Below are 21,494 nucleotides of genomic sequence, written 5' to 3' on the forward strand. Positions count from 1 at the left end.
AAAAGCAGTTATTGGCTACTTTAAATACATGTCCTGGGTTTTGCCGGAAGCACGGTTAGTAAGTGTCGATACTTTGGTCGTGTATCAAAAGTCGCTTCGACTTTAGCGTGATAGCTAAAGGTATAACAAGGTTATACTTGCTACTTGGGAAGTGAATCCTTTATACCCGTACAGCCACCTTCATATAATAATCGATAACATTTTTTTGAAGCGCTGGTGTGGGCCAATTTATGTGGGCCAGTATCGAGTCACGACGTTTATTTATTTTTGCTTATGTCTGCTAGCGCGCCTTAAGACACAACCCGGTTAGTCGCAGCCCGTTTAATGAGGTTATACCCCATGGTCGATGTGGATCTATCCCAACTGCCGTTTACGCTCCTTGACGATGAGGGGCGTGACCACATTCGTCGTGGCATTGACCTGGCCTATTTTGATCGTGACGAAATCATTTTAGAGACTGGCCAAGCGGGTGAGTTCGTTTATCTGATCCATAAAGGCGAAGTGGCGGAAATCGATCCTACATTGCCCTCATCTACCGCGCGTATTGGTCACTACACGGCAGGGGACCTGTTTGGCGCGATCAGTATTCTCAACGGTAAAAGCCGCTACCGCTTTAAGGCTGAACAGGAGTGCCTGTGTTACCTAATGCCTAAAGCACTGTTTCAGCAGCTGTGTCGCCACTATCCTGATTTCAGCAGTTTTTTTCGCCAATCGCTGACCCATAAGGCGCGCCTGATGACCGAAAAGCGCGCCGAAGGTGGCGTCACCATGGCAGGCTTTATGCTGGCCAAGGTAAGCGAGTGCATGCGTGCGCCACTGCTGATGGCAGCGACGACCGATATCGCTAGCGCTGTAAAACAGCTCAACGAAAGTCACGCCGACAGCCTGCTGGTGTCGACCCAGGACGACACCCTCGGCATGGTGACCAAAACCGATCTGCTCAACGCCTTAGTGCTAAAGGGCAGCGCGGTAACATCATCAGTGGATAAGATCGCCCATTTTAACTTGGTGACCGTCGCACCGGATCAGTACTTATTTGAAGTATTGGTGCTGATGACCCGCCATAAAGTGGCGCGGGTGGTAGTGATGGAGCAAAACGTCTTGAAAGGCGTTGTAGAGCTCACCGACGTGCTTAGCTACTTCTCAAGCCGCAGCTATGTGGTGAGCCTGCAGATCGAGCAGGCGACCAACTTAGAGGCGCTTTCAGCTGCCAGTCAGCGCACCCCGGAGCTGGTCAAAGCGCTGATGGCCCAGGGCGTTAAGCTGCGCTTTGCGATGGATCTGCTTGCGGCACTAAACGGCCGTATTATTAGCAAGGCCTGGGAGTTCACTGTCGATAAGCGCTATCACGAGCAGAGCTGCATGATGGTGATGGGCAGCGAAGGGCGCGGTGAGCAGATTCTAAAAACGGATCAGGATAACGGCTTGATTCTTGCCGATGAAACCCAGTGGCCTGATCTTGCCAGCCATATGCAAACGCTCACCGATACCCTGATTCAGCTTGGTTACCCGCCGTGCCCCGGCAACATTATGGTGTCTAACCCCGAGTGGGTGGCCACGGTATCCCAATGGAAAGGTAATATTGCCAAGTGGGCCAGGGAGCGTGATGGCGATAGCCTGATGAAGCTGGCCATTATGCTCGATGCTCATGGCGTGGCGGGCAACCCGAGCTTGCTTGAGAGCGTGCGCGATGAGCTGTTTGAACGCTGCTCGGGCGATGAGCTGCTGCTTTCCTATTTTGCCCGCACGGCGCTGCGCTTTTCGACGCCGCTGACGCTGTTTGGTTCGCTGAAAAAGCCTCAGCACGGTATCGATATCAAGAAAGGCGGTATTTTCCCTATCGTGCACGGTGTCCGCACCATGGCGCTTGAGCGGCGCATCAAAGCCACCTCGACGTTTGATCGCTTGGATGCCCTGGTTACTGACGGTCGGTTGGATCGCCGTTTTTCCGATGACCTGGGCGAAGCGTTGGCGCTCTTTTCTGAGCTGTGCCTCAAGCAGCAGCTAAGTACGCTGGAAACTTCTGCGGATGCGAAAGAAACTAACGCCCAAAGCAGCAGACGCGCTAACCGTGTCGTGGTGCAGAACCTCTCTTCCCTGGAGCGCGACCTACTGCGCGAAGCGATGCATATTGTCAAAGACTTTAAGCAGCGGCTTTCCCACCGTTACCATTTGGAGTATTCGTGAGCGGAATGCGGCTGTTAGATCGACATGTGACGCTATTTAGCGGCTCGCTGCGCACCTTGTTAAGGCGTGAAAGTGACCGGCGTCGTTGTGCAGACTCCCCCTATGCCTGGCTGTTTCAGCCCTATATGGGCGAAGAGCTGGTGGCGCTCGCCTGCACCGCAACGCCCACGCAATCATCACCTGTGATCAGCGTGGCGGCAGTGGTGCTAAGCCATCAGCAGGTGCATACCAGCCGCGCTTTTGTGATCACCCTTGGCAGCGCGAAGCAGCCCGCGAGCGCAACGCTGCGCCGTCATCACTTGCTGTGCGAGGCGGGGGAGATACTGCCACCAAACAGTGATAACTTGAGCGCGCTAGTAGAATTTATCGGCAATCGGCCCATCGTTGGCTGGCAGTTAGAGAAGCGCATTGGAGCATTGAATGCACTACTCAGTAAGCGGCTGAATTTTGCCCTGCCCAACGCCCAGGTCGATGTGGCAAAACTGCATCAGCGCCAACTGCGCCGTTTGCACCCGGAGGTCGAAGCGCCCAGCAGCTTCGCCCAGGCGTTGGCATGCTGGCAAGTACCCGTCATGGGCATGCAGAGTGTGCTTGGAGAGGCCACCGCCAGCGCACTGCTGTATATGCGCTTGCAGCGTATTATGGCGCAGGTGGCATAGTAGTCTCTTTCGTTGTGGCGAGGACAGCTTTCCGCGAGGGCGCTGTGAACCCTTCCCTGGGCGCTACTTTTGTCATCCATGACAAAAGACCCTCGCTCCAAGCTGCCCTCGCACCGAGGTATGGTGCAGCGGTCAAAATAGTCACTTCCAATTGCGATATCTTGTGTGGCTACGTCTGATTAGTTGGGTCAGGCGGTGAGTGTTGTTAGAATAGTTATTACTTTTTTCTCTCACGCCTTCTACCCTCGGCAGTGCTTATACCATGCAAACTCTTGATCACTTTGATCCTGCTCACCTTGATACGGTTGGAGCCACCCCAGCTGACGCTGAGCACGACCAGCCTGAGCTGGCTGATGCGAAGCAGAAGCGTGAATTTAACAAGCTGCAAAAGCGTCTGCGCCGAGAAGTGGGCAATGCGATCATTGATTACCAAATGATCAATGAAGGTGATCGCGTAATGGTCTGCCTCTCCGGTGGAAAGGACAGCTACACGATGCTGGAGATTTTGCGCAATTTGCAGCGCAATGCGCCGGTCAATTTTTCGCTGGTAGCGGTCAATCTGGATCAAAAACAGCCGGGTTTTCCCGAGCACGTATTGCCTGCGTATCTGGATAAGCAGGGCGTGGAGTACCACATTGTCGAGCGCGATACTTACTCGGTGGTAAAAGAGAAAACCCCGGAAGGTAAAACCACCTGCGCGCTTTGTTCACGGCTGCGGCGCGGCTCGTTGTATGGCTTTGCCGAAGAGATTGGCGCCAATAAGATAGCCCTGGGCCATCACCGGGAAGATATTCTCGAAACACTGTTTCTCAATATGTTCTTTGGCGGCAACCTGAAAGCGATGCCGCCAAAGCTGCTATCCGATGATGGGAAGAATATCGTTATTCGGCCGTTGGCCTACTGCAAAGAGGCTGATATCGCCGAGTTTTCGCGGCTGATGGCGTTTCCGATTATTCCCTGCAACCTGTGCGGTTCACAGCCTAATATGCAGCGTCAGGTGGTCAAAGAGATGCTCGCCGAGTGGGACAAAAAGTTTCCTGGCCGCCTGGAGAGCATGTTCAAGGCTGTCACCAACATTGCCCCTTCCCAGTTGGCCGACCGCAGCCTGTTCGATTTTGAAGGCCTTGAGGCCAAGCAAGCAGAGCTACTGGCGGGGCGTATCCAAGCCTTTAACGTCAGCTAACTGTTTGCTCTTCCTCTTCGGCGAGGGTAATCAAGCGCGGCATATCGAGAATGTTGACCTCTCGCCCGGAGACCGCCACCACACTCTGCTGCTGAAAGCGGCTTAGTATGCGGCTGACCGTTTCCACCGCTAAGCCCAGGTAGTTGCCGATATCAGCCCTGGGCATTGAGAGGCGAAAGCTGTAAGGCGAGTAGCCCCGGCGACGAAAACGATCCGAGAGGGTAATCAAAAAACTTGCCAGCCGCTGATCGGCGGTTTTACGCGAAAGTAGCCGCATCATACGCCGGTCATCGCGCAACTCTTTGCTCATGCTACGATAAAGCTGGCCACGCAGTTCGGGTAGCTCCTCCGAGAGTAAGTCCAGGCGGTCAAAAGGAATCTCGCAGACGGTGGTCGTTTCCAGGGCGATAACGCTACCGGGGTAATGCTCTTCGTCAATGCCATCCAACCCCACCAATTCACTGGGCAGGTAGAAATTGGTCAACTGCTCGCTGCCGTTACCTTCGGCGGTGATCTGTTTCAAACTGCCCGAACGGACTGCGTAAACGCTGGTAAAGGTGTCGCCCTGACGAAACAGCGGTTCGCCTTTTTTCAGCGGCGCGCGACGACGAATAATGGCGTCAAACTGCCCCACGTCGTCCAGCTCAAGGGCAAGTGGCAGGCACAGTGAGCTCAAACTGCAGGTTTGGCAGCGAGCTTCATGGAGTAGCGAGCGCCGACGGCTCATGGGTTCCAACATGCTTTGCTCCTTGAGAGGGTCCCGCTTATCAATTAGAAAATCCTTACTTATTATAGTCGCTTTAGCATGCCTGCAATAAGGTGATTAAACAATCTTAGAATACTGTTGTCCCGTTTGCCCGGAAAGATGGGTATCAAACGCCATTGCTATATGGCGAATCAGCAGTCGACCCATTGGCGTTGCGTTAAGCTGGTCGCCGCTGCGTGCCAGCAGGCCATCTTGCTCGGCGCTTTGCAGGCGCTCAAGCGCAGGCGCAAAGTAGCGGGGGGCATCAATGTTCCAGCGCTGGCTAACGGCGGTCAGATCAATGCCCATATCGCACATCAGCCGCTCAATCACATCCCGGCGGATCAGGTCGTCATCACTTAAGCGTATGCCACGCACGGTGGCAAGCTGCCCCTGATCCAGCGCCGCTTCGTAGCGGGCCAGATCGCTAGGATTCTGCGCATAGACGTCATCAATACGGGAAATCGCCGATACGCCAAGCCCGATTAAGTCGCACTGAGCATGGCTGGAGTAGCCCTGGAAGTTGCGCTGCAGCGAGCCTTCGCGCTGGGCAATAGCCAGGCTATCGTCAGGGCGGGCAAAGTGATCCATACCGATATGCACATAGCCAGCTGCGGTGAGCATTTCGATGGTGGTGCGCAGAATCGCTAGCTTCTCTTCTCCGCCTGGCAAGTCATCGACATTAATGCGCCGCTGCGGGGCAAAACGCTCGGGCATATGCGCGTAATTAAACACAGAAAGGCGCGCCGGGTTGAGCTCGATCACCTGGCGTAGGGTGTTGGCAAAGCTCTTTTCAGTCTGAAATGGCAAGCCATAAATTAGGTCGAGATTGAGCGAGCGAAAGCCCAGGCGATGCGCCTCCTCCATCAGCGTTTCGGTAAGTACCCGAGGCTGAATACGGTTAATCGCTTTCTGCACCAGCGGGCTTAAATCCTGCACGCCCAGGCTGATGCGATTAAAGCCGAGGGATTCGAGATGGCGCAGCGTAAACACATCCGCTTCGCGAGGATCTATTTCAATTGCGTAATCGCGATCAGCAGACGATGAAAGACCAAAACGTGCATCCAGTCGATCAATCAGGTCGCCCATCTGGTTCAAACTGAGAAATGTCGGCGTGCCGCCGCCCCAATGCAACTGCTCCACCGGTCGTGATGTATCCAAGTGGCGTGCGGTCAGCACCATTTCACGGTCAAGCCGGGCTATATAGGGCTCGGCAAGGGCAGTGTTTTTGGTAGCGATTTTATTACACGCGCAGTAGAAGCAGATCTTGCGGCAGAAGGGCACATGAACGTACAGAGAGAGCGGACGCTTACTGGCATTGCTACGCTCCAATGCCTGGGTCAGGTCGCCAGGGGTAAATTGGTCGTGAAACGACAGCGCCGTGGGGTAGGAGGTGTAGCGTGGGCCGTTGGTGTCGTAGCGACGCAGTAACGCTTCGTCCCACACCGGCTGCATAGGGGCTGCGGCAGCAGCGGGTGCAAGAGGCAAGGCAGCAGGGGTATGAACGGGCATGAAGGGGCGCTCCGACGTTAGGAAATGCCGCTAGCCTAACCCGTGGTTAGGAGGTAAATGTTGAGCCACGTCATGCTATTAGAGGTTGTGTACCGAAAGCGTCCACAGTTGCCACAGTGCAAAAGCGATAATTGTCAGCGCTGCCACGCTGCGGGTCGCGGGGTGACGTATCAAATGGCTGAGCTGGCGGGCAGCCAGGCCAGTGGCAAGCAGCGCAGGTAGGGTGCCAAGCCCAAAGGCGCCCATGAGTAGAGCGCCCTGAAGCGGGTCGGCAATCGCTAAGCTCCAGGCCAACATGGAGTAGACCAACCCGCAGGGGAGCCAGCCCCAGAGCGCTCCCAGGGCGAAGGCTTGGGGAATATGCACTACGGGCATCAAGCGACGCCCCACGGGTTCGATAAGGCGCCATAGTCGCCGGCCAACGGCCTCCACTTTGAGCAGCCCTTTCCACCAGTTGGCGATATACAGTGCCATTAAGATCAGCATCAGTGCGGCAAATACCTGGAGTAGCAGGCGTGCCGTAGCAGAAAGGGAAAACAGCGTGCCTAGCAGTGCCACCAGCGCGCCTGCGCTCATATAGCTAACAATGCGGCCTGTGTTGTAGCTGAGCAGCAGGCCTCCCATGCGCGCCGGATGACGCATGCTGGGGGGGACTGCAAAGGTGAGCGCGCTCATAATGCCGCCACACATACCAATGCAGTGGGCGCCGCCCATCAAGCCAAACACAAACGCCGCCATTAGCGGCGGCAGATCAAGCCCCGTTGGATTCATGGCCGAGACTCTTGGTCGTCGGGTGTGTCTGCCGCTGATGGTTCGGAAGATTTTTGCTTTGCCTGCTGATGCTGGCGGCGCTGCTCAGGGCTAAGGTCGTTTTCATCCTCATCAAATAGAATGCGGTGCGCTGGGCCTTCTAGGTCATCGAACTGATCATTTTTCACCGCCCAGAAAAACGCCCAGACGGCGAGGCCCAGCAAAATCAGGGAAAGCGGGATCAGCAGATAAAGAATCGTCATGCGGCCACCGGTGTTGAAGTGTCGAGCGTTGGCGCGGGCTGAGGTCGCCAGCGCGACAGTCGCAGGGCATTACCCACCACTACTAGCGAGCTAAGCGACATTCCAATTGCGGCTAGCCAGGGCGGCACCAGACCCATTGCCGCCAGCGGCAGCGCCGAAAAGTTGTAGCACACTGACCAAATCATGTTCTGGCGCATGATACGCCGGGTGGCGCGGGAAATCTCGATGGCCTCAAAAATCCGCATCAGACGTGGGCTGAGCAGCACTGCGTCGGCGCGGGTGCGGGCTAGATCCGTTGCGCCATTCATGGCAATCGCCACATCGGCACCGGCTAACACCGGCACGTCGTTAATGCCGTCACCAATCATCGCCACGGTTTCGCCTGCGGCTTGAAGCTCTTTCATCCGGGCCAGCTTGCCTTCTGGGCTGGTGCCCGCATGCCAGATGGCAATATTGAGCTGATCGGCCAGGCTTTCCACTGCATCCTCGGTGTCACCAGATAGCAGCTCCACGCTTAAGCCCAGAGCCTGGAGGGCTTTGATCGTGGCGGCAGCGTCGTCGCGAACGCCATCGTGCAGGCCAAACCAGGCGCGGGGTGCACCGTTTTCACTAAGCAGCAGCCATTGGCCTTTGGCAGGCGCCGTTATGACGTCATCCAAGGCGCTATCCATTGCAAATTCGGGCTTGCCCAACCGCCAACGAGCGCCATTTAGGCTCCCTTCGAGCCCTTGCCCGGTGTGGCTGTGAATATCTTTGGCTTGCAGGGTAGCCTCTCGGAACGGCCGAAAGGCGCGGGCGATAGGGTGTTCCGAGTGGGCTTCAAGGGCGGCGGCAATGGCCCGTGCATGCTCGGCGGTTAATTCACCAAAGGGCTGGGTTTGGGTAAGGTGCATTTCGCCACGGGTCAGGGTGCCGGTTTTATCAAAAATCACCCGGGTAACGTTAGAGAGCGTCTCCATGGCATCGGCGCGGGTGATCAAGACGCCGCGCTTTCGCAGTTGGCCATGACCAGCTGCCAGTGCCGCGGGAGTGGCCAGCGCCAGCGCGCAGGGGCAGGTCACCACCAGCACCGAAAGTAGCACCCAGAGCATCCTCGAGGGGTCGATAAACCACCAGGCGATAGTCACGCAGGCTGTGACTACTAGCAGGCGCAGCACGAATAGGTGCGCCATACGCGCAGCCATCTGGGCTAGCCGCGGGCGGCTGGCAAAGGCACGGTCGGTAAGATCGACGATACCCGCTACACGGGCATCGCGCCCTGCGTGGGTAACCCTTATCACCAGCGGGTTTTCCATGTTTTGGCTACCGCCGGTAATGCGGTCGCCCACTCGGCGGGTTACTGGTAGGTATTCGCCGGTCAGCATTGATTCGTCCAGGCTCGATTCACCCTCCTCGATGATGCCATCGGCAGGCACGCCATGGCCGGGCTTGATCAATACGCGATCGCCGGGAGTGAGTTCGCTGGCGGGCAGAATGCGCTCGCTGCCGTCACTTTCCAGCCGTGTGGCCGAAATCGGCAGCACGCCGCTCAGCGCATTGCCGCTATGCCCGCTGCGGCGCCTGGCGCGACTCTCCACGTAGCGGCCAAACAGCAAAAAGAAGGTGAACATGGTCACCGAGTCAAAATAGACCTCGCCCACGTCAAGCAGCACCGCATAGCTGCTGGCAAGATACGCCCCGCCGATTGCCAGTGACACCGGCACATCCATGCCCAGTACGCCGGTGCGCAGGTCGCGCAGGGCGTTGCGGAAAAACGGCTGGGCGGAGAAAAACACCACTGGCGTGGCCAGGGCAAAGGAGAGCCAGTGGAACAGTGCGTAGAAGTCGTCGCTGATTTCACCGGGGCCGGAGACATAGATCGGGATCGAGAACATCATCACCTGCATCATGCCGACGGCGGCAATAATCAGCCGACGTACGTTCATGCGCTCTTCATGCTGCAGGCGCGCCTGGGCCTGGTCTGGCTCGTAGGGCTGGGCCTCGTAGCCAATCGCGGCCAGTTCGGCCAGCAGTTGCGAAAGCTTCAGCTGCTGAGGATCCCAGCTCACCCGCAGGCGGTGGTGAGTTAAGTTCACTGCGCTGGTGGCAATTCCCGTTAAGGCATTCAGGCGGTGCTCGATCAGCCAGGCGCAGGCAGCACAGGTAATGCCTTCGATGGCGAGGGTCGCTTTGACGTTGCCCTCATCGCCGTCGGGGTGAACAAACTGTGCCTGAAGTCCGGGGTCGTCAAACACCGACCAGGTATCGGCTTTGGCAGCCTGATGTTCATCAGGGCGTTCGGGCAGTTCGGTACGGTAGCGGTAGTAGCTTTCAAGGCCCCCATCCACGATGGCATGGGCCACCGCTTCGCAGCCAGGGCAGCAGAGCGGATGGGCATGATCATCAAGGGTAATCGACCAGGGAGCCCCAGCAGGCACCGGGTTACCACAGTGATAGCAGGGCGCGGCGTTGCTCATTCGCTTGCTTTGCGTCCTCCCGGCAGTAGTGTGACGCTGTCTTCATCGGGGAATGTGGCTTCACCGGTAAGGCGCCAATCGGCATTTTCCAGCGCGGGCTGAATCTGCAGATACCAGCGGTAACGCAGGTTGTCAGGGCCTTGTGTGATATAGCGGCCGTCACGGACATGCTCAAGTACGAAGGATTGATCACGATCATCTTCGGTAGGGAAGATAAAATCCAAATAGAGTTTGTCGGGACGCGCATCGCCGCTTAAATCAATCACAATATCGCTGGTAAGCGGATCAAGGCGTAAATCTGCGCTTAGGTTTAACTCTCTGGCACGGTCTTGCTTGGCAAGCACCATATTGATGGCTTTGCCATGCTTGTAATAATCCTCCTGAACAACCATGCCATCGAAGCTTTTAACCGACATAACGGCAAAGGTAATACTAAACATAATGGATGAGAGCAGAATGCCGATTAAAAACCACGGCCAAAACTGCTTATACCAAGGCGTTACCTTATCGCCAGAGGGTAGGGATGACATAGTTGCTTATCTCCTAATATTGCCCAGGAAGCTGGTTTCGCGCTCGATACGAATATCCGCATCCTGTTGAGCCTGCAGCGTGAATACAATGGGGTGGCTGGGTTGCTGTAAATCGTCGGGATCGGCGGTCACGGTGACGGCTTCGAAGCGCGACTCCCCCGCGGGTACGCTAATAGTACTGCTGTCTAGAGTGAGGCTGGGCAATCCAGCAACGCTTAGCTGGTAGGTGTGGTCTTGATCATCCAGGTTGCGAATGGTCAGGCTAAATACATTGCTAATCTGACCGTCGCGGGTCATTTGGTAGAGCTGGGTGCGCTCGCGCTCAGCATCAAAATTGAGCGGCATACGGTCGTTAATGGCCCAGGCAAAGGTGCCCACCATCAGCACCAGGGCGGCGAAATAACCGAGCAGGCGTGGGCGCATGATATGGCTCTTTTTGCCCTCCAGGGCATTTTCGGTGGTGTAGCGCACCAAGCCCCGCGGGTAGCCCATTTTATCCATCACGCTATCGCAGGCATCGATACAGGCGGCGCAGGTAATACACTCGTACTGCAGTCCATCGCGGATATCGATGCCGGTAGGACAGACCTGCACGCAAAGGTCACAATCGATACAGTCGCCATAGCCTGCCTCGCGGGCTTCTAAATGGCTTAGGTTTTTTTTGCGATGACCACGGGGTTCGCCACGTGATTCATCGTAGGAGACGATCAATGTGTCGCGGTCAAACATGACCGATTGGAAACGCGCATAGGGGCACATGTAGATGCACACCTGTTCGCGCAGCCAGCCCGCGTTGAGGTAAGTAAATACCAGGAAAAAACCAACCCAGAAGTAGGACCAGCCGTGAGCTTCAAGGGTGGGGAGCTCTGTCACTAAATCACGAATCGGCGTGAAGTAACCCACAAAGGTAATGCCGGTGGCGAGGGCAATGAGCAGCCAGGCCGTGTGTTTAGCCCCCTTGCGCCAAGTTTTGTCGGCGGTCATCGGTTGGTTATCGAGTTTGATGCGCCGATTGCGCGAGCCCTCGATACGGTGTTCAAGCCAAATGAATAGAAATGTCCAAACGCTTTGCGGACAGGTGTAGCCACACCAGACCCGACCCGCAAAAACGGTAATAAAAAATAGCCCAAAGGCGCAGATAATCAGCAGCCATGACAGCAGGATGAACTCCTGCGGGTAAAACGTGGCGCTAAAAATATGGAATTCACGGTTAGGCAGGTCGAATAGAATTAACGGCCGACCACCGATGTTAATCCACGGTAAAAGAAAAAATGCCAGCATTAACGCCCAGTTGGCACTGCGCCGTAGCTTTTGGAAAACGCCTTTAATTTCGCGCACGTAAATGTGTCGCCGCTTGGCGTACATTTCTTGGGTAACCGTTTCAGAGGGAACGTGATGTCCCACCGGATTCGGCGTGACGTCTTGGCTTGGTATCTTTTCCATGGCGATATTCCCGGCTCAGAAGGCAGGAGAGGTGGCACCTTTCTTCAACTAGACGAAATGCTCAATTAAAGGAAGTGCTTTGTTAAATATGATGCTTAGTCGCGGTCTAGGTGTTTCGTTAATATTGTATCGGGTTGGGTATAAAGAAAGGGTGCGGTTTGGGGCCGCACCCTTGCTTGGCTAGCGTTGCTGACGGTAACTGCTATCTGTCAGCGGTCAATCAGTCCGCTAAGCGCAGGCTATACACATAGGCGGCAACCAGATGAACACGCTCTTCACCAATATAGGCCGCTTGCGCAGGCATATGACCGTTACGGCCGTTACGCAGCGTTTGACGGATAGAGTCACCGACTTCCTGGCCGGGTGCCAAATAAAGCCAAGTGTTATCGGTCAGGTTGGGTGCGCCGAGAGCCGTGTTACCCGTGCCGCTGGGGCCGTGGCAGGCAGCACACACCGCCATAAAGGTGCTTTCGCCCTGTTCAGCCTGCGCCTCGTCATGTTCTTCATTAGACAGCGAAAGTACGTATTGCGTCAGGTTCTCAATATTCTCCTGACCCAGTTGCTGCCAGGAGGGCATTAGGCCGTTACGGCCATTATTGAGAGTGGTCAAAATATTTTCTGGCTCACCGCCGTATAGCCAATCGTCATCGGTCAGGTTGGGAAAGCCATAACCGCCCTGAGCGTTGGAGCCGTGACACACTGCGCAGTTGTTTTGGTAGATACGTTCAGCGACCTGCATCGCCTCCGGATCTTCGGCAAGCTCAGGAATGGGTACTTCCTGGTACTGGGCAAAAATAGGTGTGAAGCGCTCTTCGGCTTGAGCCACTTCCTCTTCCCATTGACCCTCCTGCGACCAACCAAAGATACCTGCGTAGTTGCCCAGGCCGGGATAGAGTACCAAATAGACCAGTGCAAAAATTACTGTTATGACGAAAAGCTGGAACCACCACTTTGGCAGCGGGTTGTCATACTCTTCGATGCCATCGGCGGCGTGGCCGGTGGTTTCAACGTTACCGTCCGCGTCAGGCGTTTTATCGGTACGACGGTTGGCCAGCAGTATCCATACGCTCAGCGCAATCGTGCCCAGCGTAATGATAATGATCCAGGCGCTCCAGAAGCCGGATAGGGAGTCACCCCATAGATTACTCATATATTCTTATCTCCCCTGTCGTCGCGGGAATGCGCTTCGCTGTCGCGTTCACGCGAAGCGTGCTTGTCACTGGTCGGTTGCTCATCGTCGTCTGCAAAGGGCAAATTAGCCGCTTCGTCGAAATCTGGCTTGCGTCGCTTGGAGTACGCCCAGAGGGCAATACCGATAAACGCGAAAATCAAGATCAGCGTGATGAGACCGCGAAAAGTTCCCGTATCCATAACTTAGCGAGTGCCCTCGAGCACGGTTCCGAGCTGCTGTAAGTACGCGACCAGGGCCGTGATTTCCTGGGTGCCGCGTACGTCGTCAGTAGCGTTGGCGATATCTTCGTCGGTATAGGGCACGCCCAGTTGACGCAGCGTACGCATCTTTTGGGGAGTGGCATCACCATCGAGGGTGTTTTCAAACAGCCAGGGGTAAGCCGGCATTACCGATTCAGGGACTACATCCCGGGGATTGTAGAGGTGAGCACGGTGCCAGTCATCGCTATAGCGGCCGCCAACACGTGCCAGGTCTGGACCGGTGCGCTTGGAGCCCCATAGGAAGTTGTGCTCATACACCTGCTCGCCCGCTACATTGTAGTGGCCATAGCGCTCGGTTTCCGCACGGAACGGGCGCACCATTTGCGAGTGACAGCCCACGCAACCTTCGCGGCGATAGATGTCACGGCCTTCCAGCTCCAGGGCTGACAGCGGCTCCAGGCCTTCAACCGGCTCGGTGGTCTGCTTCTGGAAAAACAGTGGAACCACCTCCGCCAAGCCGCCGAAACTGATCACGACAAGGATCAACACGGCAAGCAGGCCAACGTTCTTTTCGACAATCTCGTGTTTCATTGGTCTCAACTTCCCCGGTTTAAGCAGCTTGTGGCGCTGAATGGCTGATGGCCTCACGACGCTTAACGGTCATGTAAACGTTGAACGCCATGATCAGCATGCCGGTGACCCAGAAGAGGCCGCCGATTAAGCGAACAAAGTAGCCCGGTGCGCTGGCTTCAACGGCTTCAACAAAGGTGTACATCAAGGTGCCGTCAGGGTTGATCGCACGCCACATCAAGCCTTGCAGAATACCGTTAACCCACATGGAGGCGATGTATAGCACGGTTCCGATCGTGGCCAGCCAGAAGTGCACGGCGATCAGGTTGATCGAGTACATTTCAGTGCGACCAAAGACGCGCGGAATCAGGTGATACATCGAGCCGATGGTGATCATCGCTACCCAACCGAGCGCACCAGAGTGAACGTGACCAATGGTCCAGTCAGTGTAGTGCGAAAGCGCGTTGACGGTCTTAATCGCCATCATAGGGCCTTCAAAGGTAGACATGCCGTAGAACGACAGAGCAACCACCAAGAAGCGTAGCGTGGGGTCCGTGCGCAGCTTATGCCAAGCTCCTGACAGGGTCATCATGCCGTTGATCATGCCACCCCAGGAGGGAGCCAGCAGGATGATCGACATAACCATACCCAGCGACTGTGCCCAGTTCGGCAGCGCTGTGTAGTGCAGGTGGTGAGGGCCTGCCCACATGTAGATCATGATCAATGCCCAGAAGTGGACGATTGAAAGACGGTAGGAGTAGATCGGACGCTCAGCCTGCTTCGGCACGAAGTAGTACATCATGCCCAGGAAGCCTGCAGTTAGGAAGAAGCCTACCGCGTTGTGTCCATACCACCACTGCACCATCGCGTCCACTGCTCCGGCATAGATCGAGGTGGAGTACATGGGGGTCACTGGGATGGCCGCGTTGTTGACGATATGCAGCACCGCAACGGTCAAAATAAACGCCGCGAAGAACCAGTTCGCCACATAAATGTGCGACGTGGTGCGTTTTTTGATCGTCATTAGGAACACAATGGCGTAGCTGATCCATACGACCGCGATCAAAATATTGATCGGCCACTCAAGCTCAGCGTACTCCTTGGTCGTGGTGTAGCCCATGGGCAGGGACACTACCGCTGAGATAATGACCGCTTGCCAGCCCCAAAACGTAAAGGCCGCTAACTTGTCAGAGAAAAGCCGTGTCTGACAGGTACGCTGGACAACGTAGTACGACGTGGCAAAGAGCGCCGAACCGCCAAAGGCGAAAATTACGGCGTTAGTGTGTAACGGACGCAGGCGCCCAAAGCTAGTCCAAGGTAGGCCAAGGTTCAGTTGCGGCCAAACCAGTTGCGAGGCGAGGATGACACCCACTGTCATTCCCACAATGCCCCACACAACGGTCATAATCGCGAACTGCCGAACCACCTTGTAGTTGTAGGTCGGGTGTTCAAATGCTGTGCTCATGTCATGTTCCCATCGAACGCGGTTAGGGGGTAACCCGTGGCATTTTGCACGGGTGCGACCACCCGCTTGATGATGCAGGTCAAGATCCGACCAAGATTCTAGCGCAGCCAGGGCTTAACCTGAACACACCAATTGGTTAAAGACTGAATTATCAGGAGCGATAGGTGTCACATTACGTTTTGTCTGGGTATATCGAGGTGCCTCCCAAGGGGTTAAAAGAGGCGCTTAAGCGCCAGCCAAATGGCGCCTTTCTGGTGCAGGGCATGGGGCCGTTAACTGTTCATGGTCACGCCAAGCTAGGTCGGTTGCTGTTTGCCCATGGCGCAGGGGCTGGTCAGCAGTCACCCTTCATGCGTCAATTTGTCACCTCGCTGGCGGCTCAGGGTGTTCAGGTTTTATGTATTGATTTCCCCTATATGCAGCAGATGCAGGAAACCGGCAAACGTCGACCGCCGCCGCCTATCGCCCAGACCCTTGATCAGTTTGCCCAATGGTATGCGCTACTTGCTGACCTATTTGACGAACCGCTATGGATTGGAGGCAAATCGATGGGCGGCCGAGTGGCGACCCTATTTGCCAGTGAACAGTTATGCAAGGGCGCTGTGCCGGGTGTAGTGGTAGCGGGTTACCCGTTTCATCCTACTAAAGCGCCTGACAAGCTTCGCCTGGATCACTGGCCCAAGATTGCCTGCCCCATGCTGATTTTACAGGGCGAGCGTGATCCTTTCGGAACTCGAGAAGAGGTGGTTGGCTATACACTGCCGCCAAACGCGCAGCTTGCTTGGCTGAAGGATGGCGACCATGACTTTAAGCCACGACGATTTTCTGGCCTGACCCAAACGGTTTTGATTGACGAGGCTACCCAAGTTGCGGCATCCTTCGTCCGCGCTCATGGCACAGGCCTTACGTAAGAGAGTAACGCGCTGGTTTAGAATACGATTTTTAAACGCAGCATGTTGACATTCGGTAAGCCTTCTGTAGAATGCAGCGCCACGTGACCAGCGGGTGGTTAGCTCAGTTGGGAGAGCACCAGCCTTACAAGCTGGGGGTCACTGGTTCGAACCCAGTACCACCCACCATCTTAAGTTTTTGAAAGATGGTCTGGAAGTGTGAAAGTAGTACCTAGTACGACCTGTATTTGATGTGCATAACGGACCGGTAGTTCAGTCGGTTAGAATGCCGGCCTGTCACGCCGGAGGTCGCGAGTTCGAGTCTCGTCCGGTCCGCCATCATCAAATCGACGTCTGCTAATAGTTGTTATCGCAATTCGGACCGGTAGTTCAGTCGGTTAGAATGCCGGCCTGTCACGCCGGAGGTCGCGAGTTCGAGTCTCGTCCGGTCCGCCACGATAACTGCTAAGCTAAGCTGGTAAGAAGAAGTTGGTAAGCACAGTAACTACTTACCAATGGATTGGGTGGTTAGCTCAGTTGGGAGAGCACCAGCCTTACAAGCTGGGGGTCACTGGTTCGAACCCAGTACCACCCACCATCGTCTACCCTTTGGAAGCGCCTCTGAACCGCTTATAAATGTTAGCTTCGATGGTTGTTTTAAAAGTGCTTTAACGTGGACCGGTAGTTCAGTCGGTTAGAATGCCGGCCTGTCACGCCGGAGGTCGCGAGTTCGAGTCTCGTCCGGTCCGCCATTAAGCATTTGTCTTTGTAGTCATTTGAGTATTAGCAATGTATCGGCATTGGCCGAACGAATTCAAAAAAAGCCCGGATCATTGATCCGGGCTTTTTCGTATGTCTGCATCTTAAGTTGCAGCTGTTAGCCCGTAATCGCGGCAACGCCTGCTTTGGCAACCTGCACATCCTGGTCGGGTTTTACGCCGGAAATGCCCACGGCACCTACCACATGACCGTCAACAGTAATCGGCACGCCACCTGAAAGCAGGCCTTGCAGCGGTGCGGTGACGAACGCAGTGCGGCCGCCATTAATCATCTCTTCAAACACCTGGGTCTCTTTACGACCTAGCGCTGCACTGCGCGCTTTTTGCGTAGCGACTTCGGCGCTGAAAGGGGCTGCGCCATCCAAACGCCGCAGCGCTAACAGGTGGCCGCCGTCGTCGGTTACTGCGATGGTCACCGGCCAGCTGTTGCTGTCAGCCTCTTTCTGAGCGGCGTCGAGTACGTTGATCACATCGCTCTGAGCGAGAATGGCTTTTGTTTGCATGTTTAAATCCTTGTTAAGGGAGGAGTGAAAATAGCCGCGCTGTTAAAACCTGCGCGGCTTGGGGTTAAGGGTGAAGCGTTAAGTGAGCGCTGCATCGACGATCTCAACCCAGTGGCGTACCGGAGTGCGATTGGCGCCCGCCAAGTGGGTTTGGCAACCGATATTAGCCGTCACGATCATCTCTGGGTCTCCGGCCTCCAGCGCATTGAGCTTATTGTCGCGCAGTTGGGTGGCCAGTTCGGGTTGGGTGATCGAATAGGTACCCGCCGAACCGCAGCAAAGATGCGCATCCTGCACCGGGGTTAGCGCGAAGCCAAGCTTGCCCAGCACGCCTTCGACCGCACCGTTAAGTTTTTGGGCATGCTGCAGCGTACAGGGGCAGTGGAACGCCAGTCGTTGCGATGAGTTAACGTTCAAGGCGTCCAGCGGCTCATCGCGTAGGATTTCGACAATATCTTTGGCTAGAGTGCTCACCTTTTGCGCTTTAACGGCGTAGTCAGGGTCATCCTTGAGCATGTAACCATACTCTTTGACAAAGGCGCCGCAGCCACTGGCGGTTTGAACGATGGCTTCGGTGCCTTGCTCAATGTACGGCCACCAGGCATCAATATTGGCGCGCATGCGTGCACGGCCATCGTCCTGGGCATTAAGGTGGAAATCAACGGCGCCACAGCAGCCCGATTCAGCCACCGGCGTTACGCTAATGCCCAGCCGATCAAGAATCCGCGTGGTGGCAGCATTGGTATTAGGTGACAGCCCCGGCTGAACGCAGCCTTCCAGCATCAATACCCGCCGGGTATGGCGGTTGGCATCCGGGCGTGCGCCTGCATCTATCGGCGCTGCGGGCATTTTATTGCGCAGCTTGCTAGGCACCAGTGGTTTAAAGGTTTGCCCCAGCTTTAGCAGCGCTTGGAAACGTTTGGGCTCGACCATCATTTTTCGCAGCGCATAGCGCTGGGCCCGCTCACCTGCCGGGCGAGGAACGCGCCGCTCAATTTCGGCACGGCCAATGTTGAGCAGCTTGTGGTACTCCACGCCGGAAGGGCAGGTGGTTTCACAGTTAAGACAGGTAAGGCAGCGATCAAGATGAAGGCGCGTCTCATCGGTTACCTGATCGTCATTGTCGCGGCTCTCCAGCAGCTCTTTCATTAGATAGATACGCCCACGAGGGCCATCGCGCTCATCGCCTAACAGCTGGTACGTCGGGCAGGTGGCGTTACAAAAACCGCAGTGCACGCAGGTGCGCAGTATGCGATCTGCTTCTTGAATATGCGGCTTCTGAAGGTCGGCATCGGTAAAGTGCGTCTGCATGTCAGCTCTCCTGATTAAAACGCCGCATAAAGACGACCGGGGTTAAAAATGCAATGGGCATCCAGCTCCGCCTTTAGATTGCGATGATATTTCTCCACCACTGCATTGAGCGGTGTGAACGGGTCTACTGCGCCGCCCTGGAGCTGAGGTGTGTAGCAAGTGGCGTGGCCGCCTACTGCGCGACAGGCATCGCGCAGGGTGCTGGCATCCAGGGTGGTTTTCAGCCAGCGCTGGCTGCCCGCCCAGTCGTAAAAAATGTCGGCCTCGGGAATATCCAGCGCCAGCGGCGCGGTGTTGGGCGGTAGTGACAGCCGCCACAGCGATTGGTCAGCGCTACAGGTGAAAAATGCGTGAGTATGGTCGCGCAACTCTTGCCAGAAGCCAGCATCAAGTGGCTCGCCACCTAGACTTGCCTGGGTTGCGGCCACAGAGCTTTTGCCGCCTTCCAAGCGCAAAAACAGCTCGCCGTGATGCCAAGCGGCGGCGGTAATCGGTAGCGGTTTTCGGCCCAGCTCGGCGAGTTTTTTAAGCGCCTCTCCCAGCCCAATGGTTAAGCGCAGGCTGTGAGTCGCGGTGGGAATAGGCAGCACTTTAAAGGAGATGTCGGTCAATACGCCGAGCGTGCCCTGAGCGCCTGCCATCAGGCGCGACAGGTCGTAACCGGCGACATTTTTCATCACTTCGCCGCCAAAGCGGAGGAGTTTACCCTCTTGGGTGATTATTCGCGTGCCCAGCACAAAGTCACGGACTGCGCCTGCCCAGGGACGGCGTGGGCCAGAGAGGCCGGTGGCCACGGCACCACCAATGGTAGACGCTTCACCAAACATGGGCGGCTCAAAGCCCAGCATTTGGTGTTTCTCTGCCAGTACTTCCTGCAGGTCGCTAAGCCGAGTGCCAGCGCGCACGGTCACTACCAGTTCCACTGGGTCATAGCTCACAATGCCACTATGTTCGGCCATCTGCAGTGCTTGGCCTTCCACCGGTCGGCCATAAAAGGCGCGGGTATCTCCGCCTACAATGCGAAGCGGTGTGCGTGCGTCATAGGCGCTGCGTACCTGTTCACACAGGGCATCAGCGATATCGCGGTCAGCAATCGCTCGTTCGGTCATGGTCTTTCCCACTATTGGTCTTTTCCATTATTCGTTTTGGCTAATTATTGTCTTAGCTTCGGCTTGTCTCGCTGCTAGAAGCGCGGTAGCTCCGGATGCGGTAGTTCGTTGTTATGCACATGCATAGCACCAAACTCGGCGCAGCGGGCCAGCGTCGGAATATTCTTGCCGGGGTTAAGCAGTCGCTGTGGATCAAAGGCAGCCTTCAAGGCATGAAAAACGCTGATTTCATCCGCCTGGAATTGGCTGCACATTTGATTGATCTTTTCGCGCCCAACGCCATGTTCGCCAGTGATCGAACCGCCCGCGGCCACGCATAGCTCAAGAATCTTGCCGCCCACCTCTTCGGCAAGCGCCAACTGGCCTTCTTTATTGGCATCAAACAGGATCAGCGGGTGCATATTGCCATCGCCGGCGTGGAACACGTTGGCCACCGCCAGGCCACTCTCTTCTGAAAGTGCGGCAATGCCTTTCAGCACGCGGGGGAGCTCTCGGCGGGGGATGGTGCCATCCATGCAGTAGTAATCCGGTGACATACGGCCCACTGCAGGGAAGGCATTCTTACGCCCAGCCCAGAACTTGGCGCGCTCGGCTTCATCCCGGGCCTGTTGGATATTGGTGGCCCCGGCGGCTTCCAGTACGCGGCGAACGGTGTCGCAGTCGTCGTCCACGTCGGCTTCAACGCCATCCAGTTCGCAGAGTAGAATCGCCTCGGCATCGAGGGGGTAGCCAGCTTTGACAAAATCCTCGGCGGCTTTGATGGCGAGTTTGTCCATCATCTCCAGGCCACCAGGAATAATGCCTGCGGCAATGATATCGCCGACGGCGCGACCGGCTTTCTCGACATCGTCGAAGCTTGCCATCAGTACTTTGGCGGTTTCCGGTTTGGGCAGTAGCTTGACGGTAATTTCGGTGACCACGCCGAGCATGCCCTCAGAGCCGTTCATCAATGCCAGTAGGTCAAAGCCTGGCGCATCAAAAGACTCAGCGCCCAGCGTCATGTGCTCGCCCTCGATCGTGAGCACATCGACGCGCATCACGTTATGCACCGTTAGGCCATATTTTAAGCAGTGTACGCCGCCGGCGTTTTCGGCCACGTTACCACCGATAGAGCAGGCAATTTGTGAGGAGGGATCCGGCGCGTAGTAAAGGCCATAAGGCGCAGCGGCTTCGGAAATCGCCAGGTTGCGCACACCGGGTTGAACCCGCGCCAAGCGGGCTTCAGGGTCGACTTTGAGAATTTGGTTAAAACGCGACATTACTAAAAGTACGCCCTGTTCCAGCGGCAGCGCACCGCCGGAAAGTCCAGTACCCGCGCCGCGAGTGACCACAGGCACGCCAAGCGCATGGCAGCGCTTGAGCAGCTCTTTCACCTGGTCAAAGGTTTCAGGCAGCGCCACCAGCATCGGCAGCACGCGATAGGCCGCCAGCCCATCGCACTCAAAGGGGCGCAGGTCTTCTTCGCGATGCAGCAGCGTCATATCAGGAACGGCTTGCTGCAGGTCGGTTAAGACTTCGCTTTTATCGCGCCGAACCAGTGCACCGTCCAGGCGCTCATCAAAGAGGATATTCATTAAGACATCCCATGCTTATTATCGTTAAAGGTAAATGCTAAAACGGTCTGTAGATAACATGGGCTCAATTTGGGCTTTTTTTACCCGCCTGTCTAGGCTGTGGTGCATTGGTCTGACCAGTAATTAGTCGACTGTGTTGTCTTCTTTGTTTAGTACTGGGTTAAGTACTGGCA

Annotated in this window: 19 protein-coding genes and 5 tRNA genes; 9 read left to right on the forward strand and 15 right to left on the reverse strand. The window is 56.0% G+C overall.

What is annotated here, in order from left to right; translation table 11 throughout:
* Positions 1-339: 339 nt before the first annotated feature.
* From AC4EYZ_RS17690 to ttcA, 3 genes are all read left to right on the forward strand, one after another.
* A complete protein-coding gene (locus AC4EYZ_RS17690) occupies positions 340-2,187 on the forward strand; it encodes a DUF294 nucleotidyltransferase-like domain-containing protein (RefSeq protein WP_474192091.1) in 1,848 nt (615 codons plus the stop codon).
* A gap of 5 nt (positions 2,188-2,192) precedes the next feature.
* Positions 2,193-2,846, forward strand: a complete 654-nt coding sequence (locus AC4EYZ_RS17695; RefSeq protein WP_041158893.1) for a 3'-5' exonuclease family protein — start codon at positions 2,193-2,195, stop codon at positions 2,844-2,846.
* A 262-nt stretch (positions 2,847-3,108) separates the two neighbouring features.
* Positions 3,109-4,029: a tRNA 2-thiocytidine(32) synthetase TtcA gene (ttcA, locus tag AC4EYZ_RS17700; protein WP_027958142.1), complete on the forward strand. Its 921-nt coding sequence runs from the start codon at positions 3,109-3,111 to the stop codon at positions 4,027-4,029.
* On the opposite strand, the gene fnr is transcribed toward ttcA, so the two are convergent.
* The 11 genes from fnr to ccoN form a co-directional block, all read right to left on the reverse strand.
* On the reverse strand, positions 4,022-4,768 hold the full coding sequence (gene fnr, locus AC4EYZ_RS17705; protein ID WP_022522221.1) for a fumarate/nitrate reduction transcriptional regulator Fnr: 747 nt from the start codon (positions 4,766-4,768) through the stop codon (positions 4,022-4,024). The genes ttcA and fnr overlap by 8 nt on opposite strands.
* A gap of 84 nt (positions 4,769-4,852) precedes the next feature.
* Positions 4,853-6,286, reverse strand: coding sequence for an oxygen-independent coproporphyrinogen III oxidase (hemN, locus tag AC4EYZ_RS17710; protein ID WP_041158891.1), 1,434 nt, complete (start codon positions 6,284-6,286; stop codon positions 4,853-4,855).
* Positions 6,287-6,364: 78 nt separating this feature from the next.
* A complete protein-coding gene (locus tag AC4EYZ_RS17715) occupies positions 6,365-7,057 on the reverse strand; it encodes a sulfite exporter TauE/SafE family protein (RefSeq protein ID WP_474192092.1) in 693 nt (230 codons plus the stop codon).
* Positions 7,054-7,299, reverse strand: a complete 246-nt coding sequence (gene ccoS, locus AC4EYZ_RS17720) for a cbb3-type cytochrome oxidase assembly protein CcoS (protein ID WP_039859428.1) — start codon at positions 7,297-7,299, stop codon at positions 7,054-7,056. Before ccoS ends, AC4EYZ_RS17715 begins: the two co-directional genes overlap by 4 nt.
* Complete coding sequence (locus AC4EYZ_RS17725; RefSeq protein ID WP_490203937.1) at positions 7,296-9,755, reverse strand: heavy metal translocating P-type ATPase; 2,460 nt, start codon at positions 9,753-9,755, stop codon at positions 7,296-7,298. Before AC4EYZ_RS17725 ends, ccoS begins: the two co-directional genes overlap by 4 nt.
* Entirely contained in the window at positions 9,752-10,285 is a 534-nt protein-coding gene (locus tag AC4EYZ_RS17730; RefSeq protein ID WP_009287410.1) for a FixH family protein, read from the reverse strand. Before AC4EYZ_RS17730 ends, AC4EYZ_RS17725 begins: the two co-directional genes overlap by 4 nt.
* Positions 10,286-10,291: 6 nt before the next feature.
* Positions 10,292-11,728 (reverse strand): cytochrome c oxidase accessory protein CcoG, encoded by a 1,437-nt coding sequence (gene ccoG / locus AC4EYZ_RS17735; RefSeq protein ID WP_474192112.1) that lies wholly within the window; start codon positions 11,726-11,728, stop codon positions 10,292-10,294.
* Between the two features lie 220 nt (positions 11,729-11,948).
* A complete protein-coding gene (gene ccoP / locus AC4EYZ_RS17740; RefSeq protein WP_009287408.1) occupies positions 11,949-12,878 on the reverse strand; it encodes a cytochrome-c oxidase, cbb3-type subunit III in 930 nt (309 codons plus the stop codon).
* A complete protein-coding gene (locus AC4EYZ_RS17745) occupies positions 12,875-13,099 on the reverse strand; it encodes a CcoQ/FixQ family Cbb3-type cytochrome c oxidase assembly chaperone (RefSeq protein ID WP_022522227.1) in 225 nt (74 codons plus the stop codon). Before AC4EYZ_RS17745 ends, ccoP begins: the two co-directional genes overlap by 4 nt.
* A 3-nt stretch (positions 13,100-13,102) precedes the next feature.
* On the reverse strand, positions 13,103-13,711 hold the full coding sequence (gene ccoO / locus AC4EYZ_RS17750; RefSeq protein WP_022522228.1) for a cytochrome-c oxidase, cbb3-type subunit II: 609 nt from the start codon (positions 13,709-13,711) through the stop codon (positions 13,103-13,105).
* A 19-nt stretch (positions 13,712-13,730) separates the two neighbouring features.
* A complete protein-coding gene (ccoN, locus tag AC4EYZ_RS17755; protein ID WP_022522229.1) occupies positions 13,731-15,155 on the reverse strand; it encodes a cytochrome-c oxidase, cbb3-type subunit I in 1,425 nt (474 codons plus the stop codon).
* Positions 15,156-15,319: 164 nt separating this feature from the next.
* Here ccoN and AC4EYZ_RS17760 point away from each other — a divergent pair, with 164 nt between their 5' ends.
* The 6 genes from AC4EYZ_RS17760 to AC4EYZ_RS17785 all read left to right on the forward strand — a co-directional run bounded on the left by AC4EYZ_RS17760 (position 15,320) and on the right by AC4EYZ_RS17785 (position 16,797).
* Complete coding sequence (locus AC4EYZ_RS17760) at positions 15,320-16,066, forward strand: alpha/beta fold hydrolase (protein WP_414123415.1); 747 nt, start codon at positions 15,320-15,322, stop codon at positions 16,064-16,066.
* A 92-nt stretch (positions 16,067-16,158) separates the two neighbouring features.
* A tRNA-Val gene (locus tag AC4EYZ_RS17765) sits at positions 16,159-16,234 on the forward strand.
* A 73-nt stretch (positions 16,235-16,307) separates the two neighbouring features.
* Positions 16,308-16,384: transfer RNA gene (locus AC4EYZ_RS17770), tRNA-Asp, on the forward strand.
* Between the two features lie 40 nt (positions 16,385-16,424).
* Positions 16,425-16,501: transfer RNA gene (locus AC4EYZ_RS17775), tRNA-Asp, on the forward strand.
* 66 nt (positions 16,502-16,567) lie between these two features.
* A tRNA-Val gene (locus AC4EYZ_RS17780) sits at positions 16,568-16,643 on the forward strand.
* Positions 16,644-16,720: 77 nt separating this feature from the next.
* Positions 16,721-16,797: transfer RNA gene (locus AC4EYZ_RS17785), tRNA-Asp, on the forward strand.
* A 125-nt stretch (positions 16,798-16,922) separates the two neighbouring features.
* On the opposite strand, the gene AC4EYZ_RS17790 is transcribed toward AC4EYZ_RS17785, so the two are convergent.
* The 4 genes from AC4EYZ_RS17790 to glcD all read right to left on the reverse strand — a co-directional run bounded on the left by AC4EYZ_RS17790 (position 16,923) and on the right by glcD (position 21,321).
* On the reverse strand, positions 16,923-17,327 hold the full coding sequence (locus AC4EYZ_RS17790; RefSeq protein ID WP_022522231.1) for a heme-binding protein: 405 nt from the start codon (positions 17,325-17,327) through the stop codon (positions 16,923-16,925).
* Positions 17,328-17,405: 78 nt separating this feature from the next.
* Complete coding sequence (gene glcF / locus AC4EYZ_RS17795; RefSeq protein WP_490203938.1) at positions 17,406-18,638, reverse strand: glycolate oxidase subunit GlcF; 1,233 nt, start codon at positions 18,636-18,638, stop codon at positions 17,406-17,408.
* A gap of 14 nt (positions 18,639-18,652) precedes the next feature.
* A complete protein-coding gene (gene glcE, locus AC4EYZ_RS17800) occupies positions 18,653-19,747 on the reverse strand; it encodes a glycolate oxidase subunit GlcE (RefSeq protein WP_474192114.1) in 1,095 nt (364 codons plus the stop codon).
* Positions 19,748-19,821: 74 nt separating this feature from the next.
* Positions 19,822-21,321, reverse strand: coding sequence for a glycolate oxidase subunit GlcD (gene glcD, locus AC4EYZ_RS17805; RefSeq protein WP_027958133.1), 1,500 nt, complete (start codon positions 21,319-21,321; stop codon positions 19,822-19,824).
* Positions 21,322-21,494 lie beyond the last annotated feature (173 nt).

The organism is Vreelandella sp. 162(4c) (genome assembly GCF_058152265.1).

What these genes read in the sequence shown, in the direction of transcription:
- AC4EYZ_RS17690 (WP_474192091.1), top strand. Translation starts at nt 340, where the DNA reads ATGGTCGATGTGGATCTATCCCAACTGCCGTTTACGCTCCTTGACGAT.
- AC4EYZ_RS17695 (WP_041158893.1), top strand. Translation starts at nt 2,193, where the DNA reads ATGCGGCTGTTAGATCGACATGTGACGCTATTTAGCGGCTCGCTGCGC.
- ttcA (WP_027958142.1), top strand. Translation starts at nt 3,109, where the DNA reads ATGCAAACTCTTGATCACTTTGATCCTGCTCACCTTGATACGGTTGGA.
- fnr (WP_022522221.1), bottom strand. Translation starts at nt 4,768, where the DNA reads ATGTTGGAACCCATGAGCCGTCGGCGCTCGCTACTCCATGAAGCTCGC.
- hemN (WP_041158891.1), bottom strand. Translation starts at nt 6,286, where the DNA reads ATGCCCGTTCATACCCCTGCTGCCTTGCCTCTTGCACCCGCTGCTGCC.
- AC4EYZ_RS17715 (WP_474192092.1), bottom strand. Translation starts at nt 7,057, where the DNA reads ATGAATCCAACGGGGCTTGATCTGCCGCCGCTAATGGCGGCGTTTGTG.
- ccoS (WP_039859428.1), bottom strand. Translation starts at nt 7,299, where the DNA reads ATGACGATTCTTTATCTGCTGATCCCGCTTTCCCTGATTTTGCTGGGC.
- AC4EYZ_RS17725 (WP_490203937.1), bottom strand. Translation starts at nt 9,755, where the DNA reads ATGAGCAACGCCGCGCCCTGCTATCACTGTGGTAACCCGGTGCCTGCT.
- AC4EYZ_RS17730 (WP_009287410.1), bottom strand. Translation starts at nt 10,285, where the DNA reads ATGTCATCCCTACCCTCTGGCGATAAGGTAACGCCTTGGTATAAGCAG.
- ccoG (WP_474192112.1), bottom strand. Translation starts at nt 11,728, where the DNA reads ATGGAAAAGATACCAAGCCAAGACGTCACGCCGAATCCGGTGGGACAT.
- ccoP (WP_009287408.1), bottom strand. Translation starts at nt 12,878, where the DNA reads ATGAGTAATCTATGGGGTGACTCCCTATCCGGCTTCTGGAGCGCCTGG.
- AC4EYZ_RS17745 (WP_022522227.1), bottom strand. Translation starts at nt 13,099, where the DNA reads ATGGATACGGGAACTTTTCGCGGTCTCATCACGCTGATCTTGATTTTC.
- ccoO (WP_022522228.1), bottom strand. Translation starts at nt 13,711, where the DNA reads ATGAAACACGAGATTGTCGAAAAGAACGTTGGCCTGCTTGCCGTGTTG.
- ccoN (WP_022522229.1), bottom strand. Translation starts at nt 15,155, where the DNA reads ATGAGCACAGCATTTGAACACCCGACCTACAACTACAAGGTGGTTCGG.
- AC4EYZ_RS17790 (WP_022522231.1), bottom strand. Translation starts at nt 17,327, where the DNA reads ATGCAAACAAAAGCCATTCTCGCTCAGAGCGATGTGATCAACGTACTC.
- glcF (WP_490203938.1), bottom strand. Translation starts at nt 18,638, where the DNA reads ATGCAGACGCACTTTACCGATGCCGACCTTCAGAAGCCGCATATTCAA.
- glcE (WP_474192114.1), bottom strand. Translation starts at nt 19,747, where the DNA reads ATGACCGAACGAGCGATTGCTGACCGCGATATCGCTGATGCCCTGTGT.
- glcD (WP_027958133.1), bottom strand. Translation starts at nt 21,321, where the DNA reads ATGAATATCCTCTTTGATGAGCGCCTGGACGGTGCACTGGTTCGGCGC.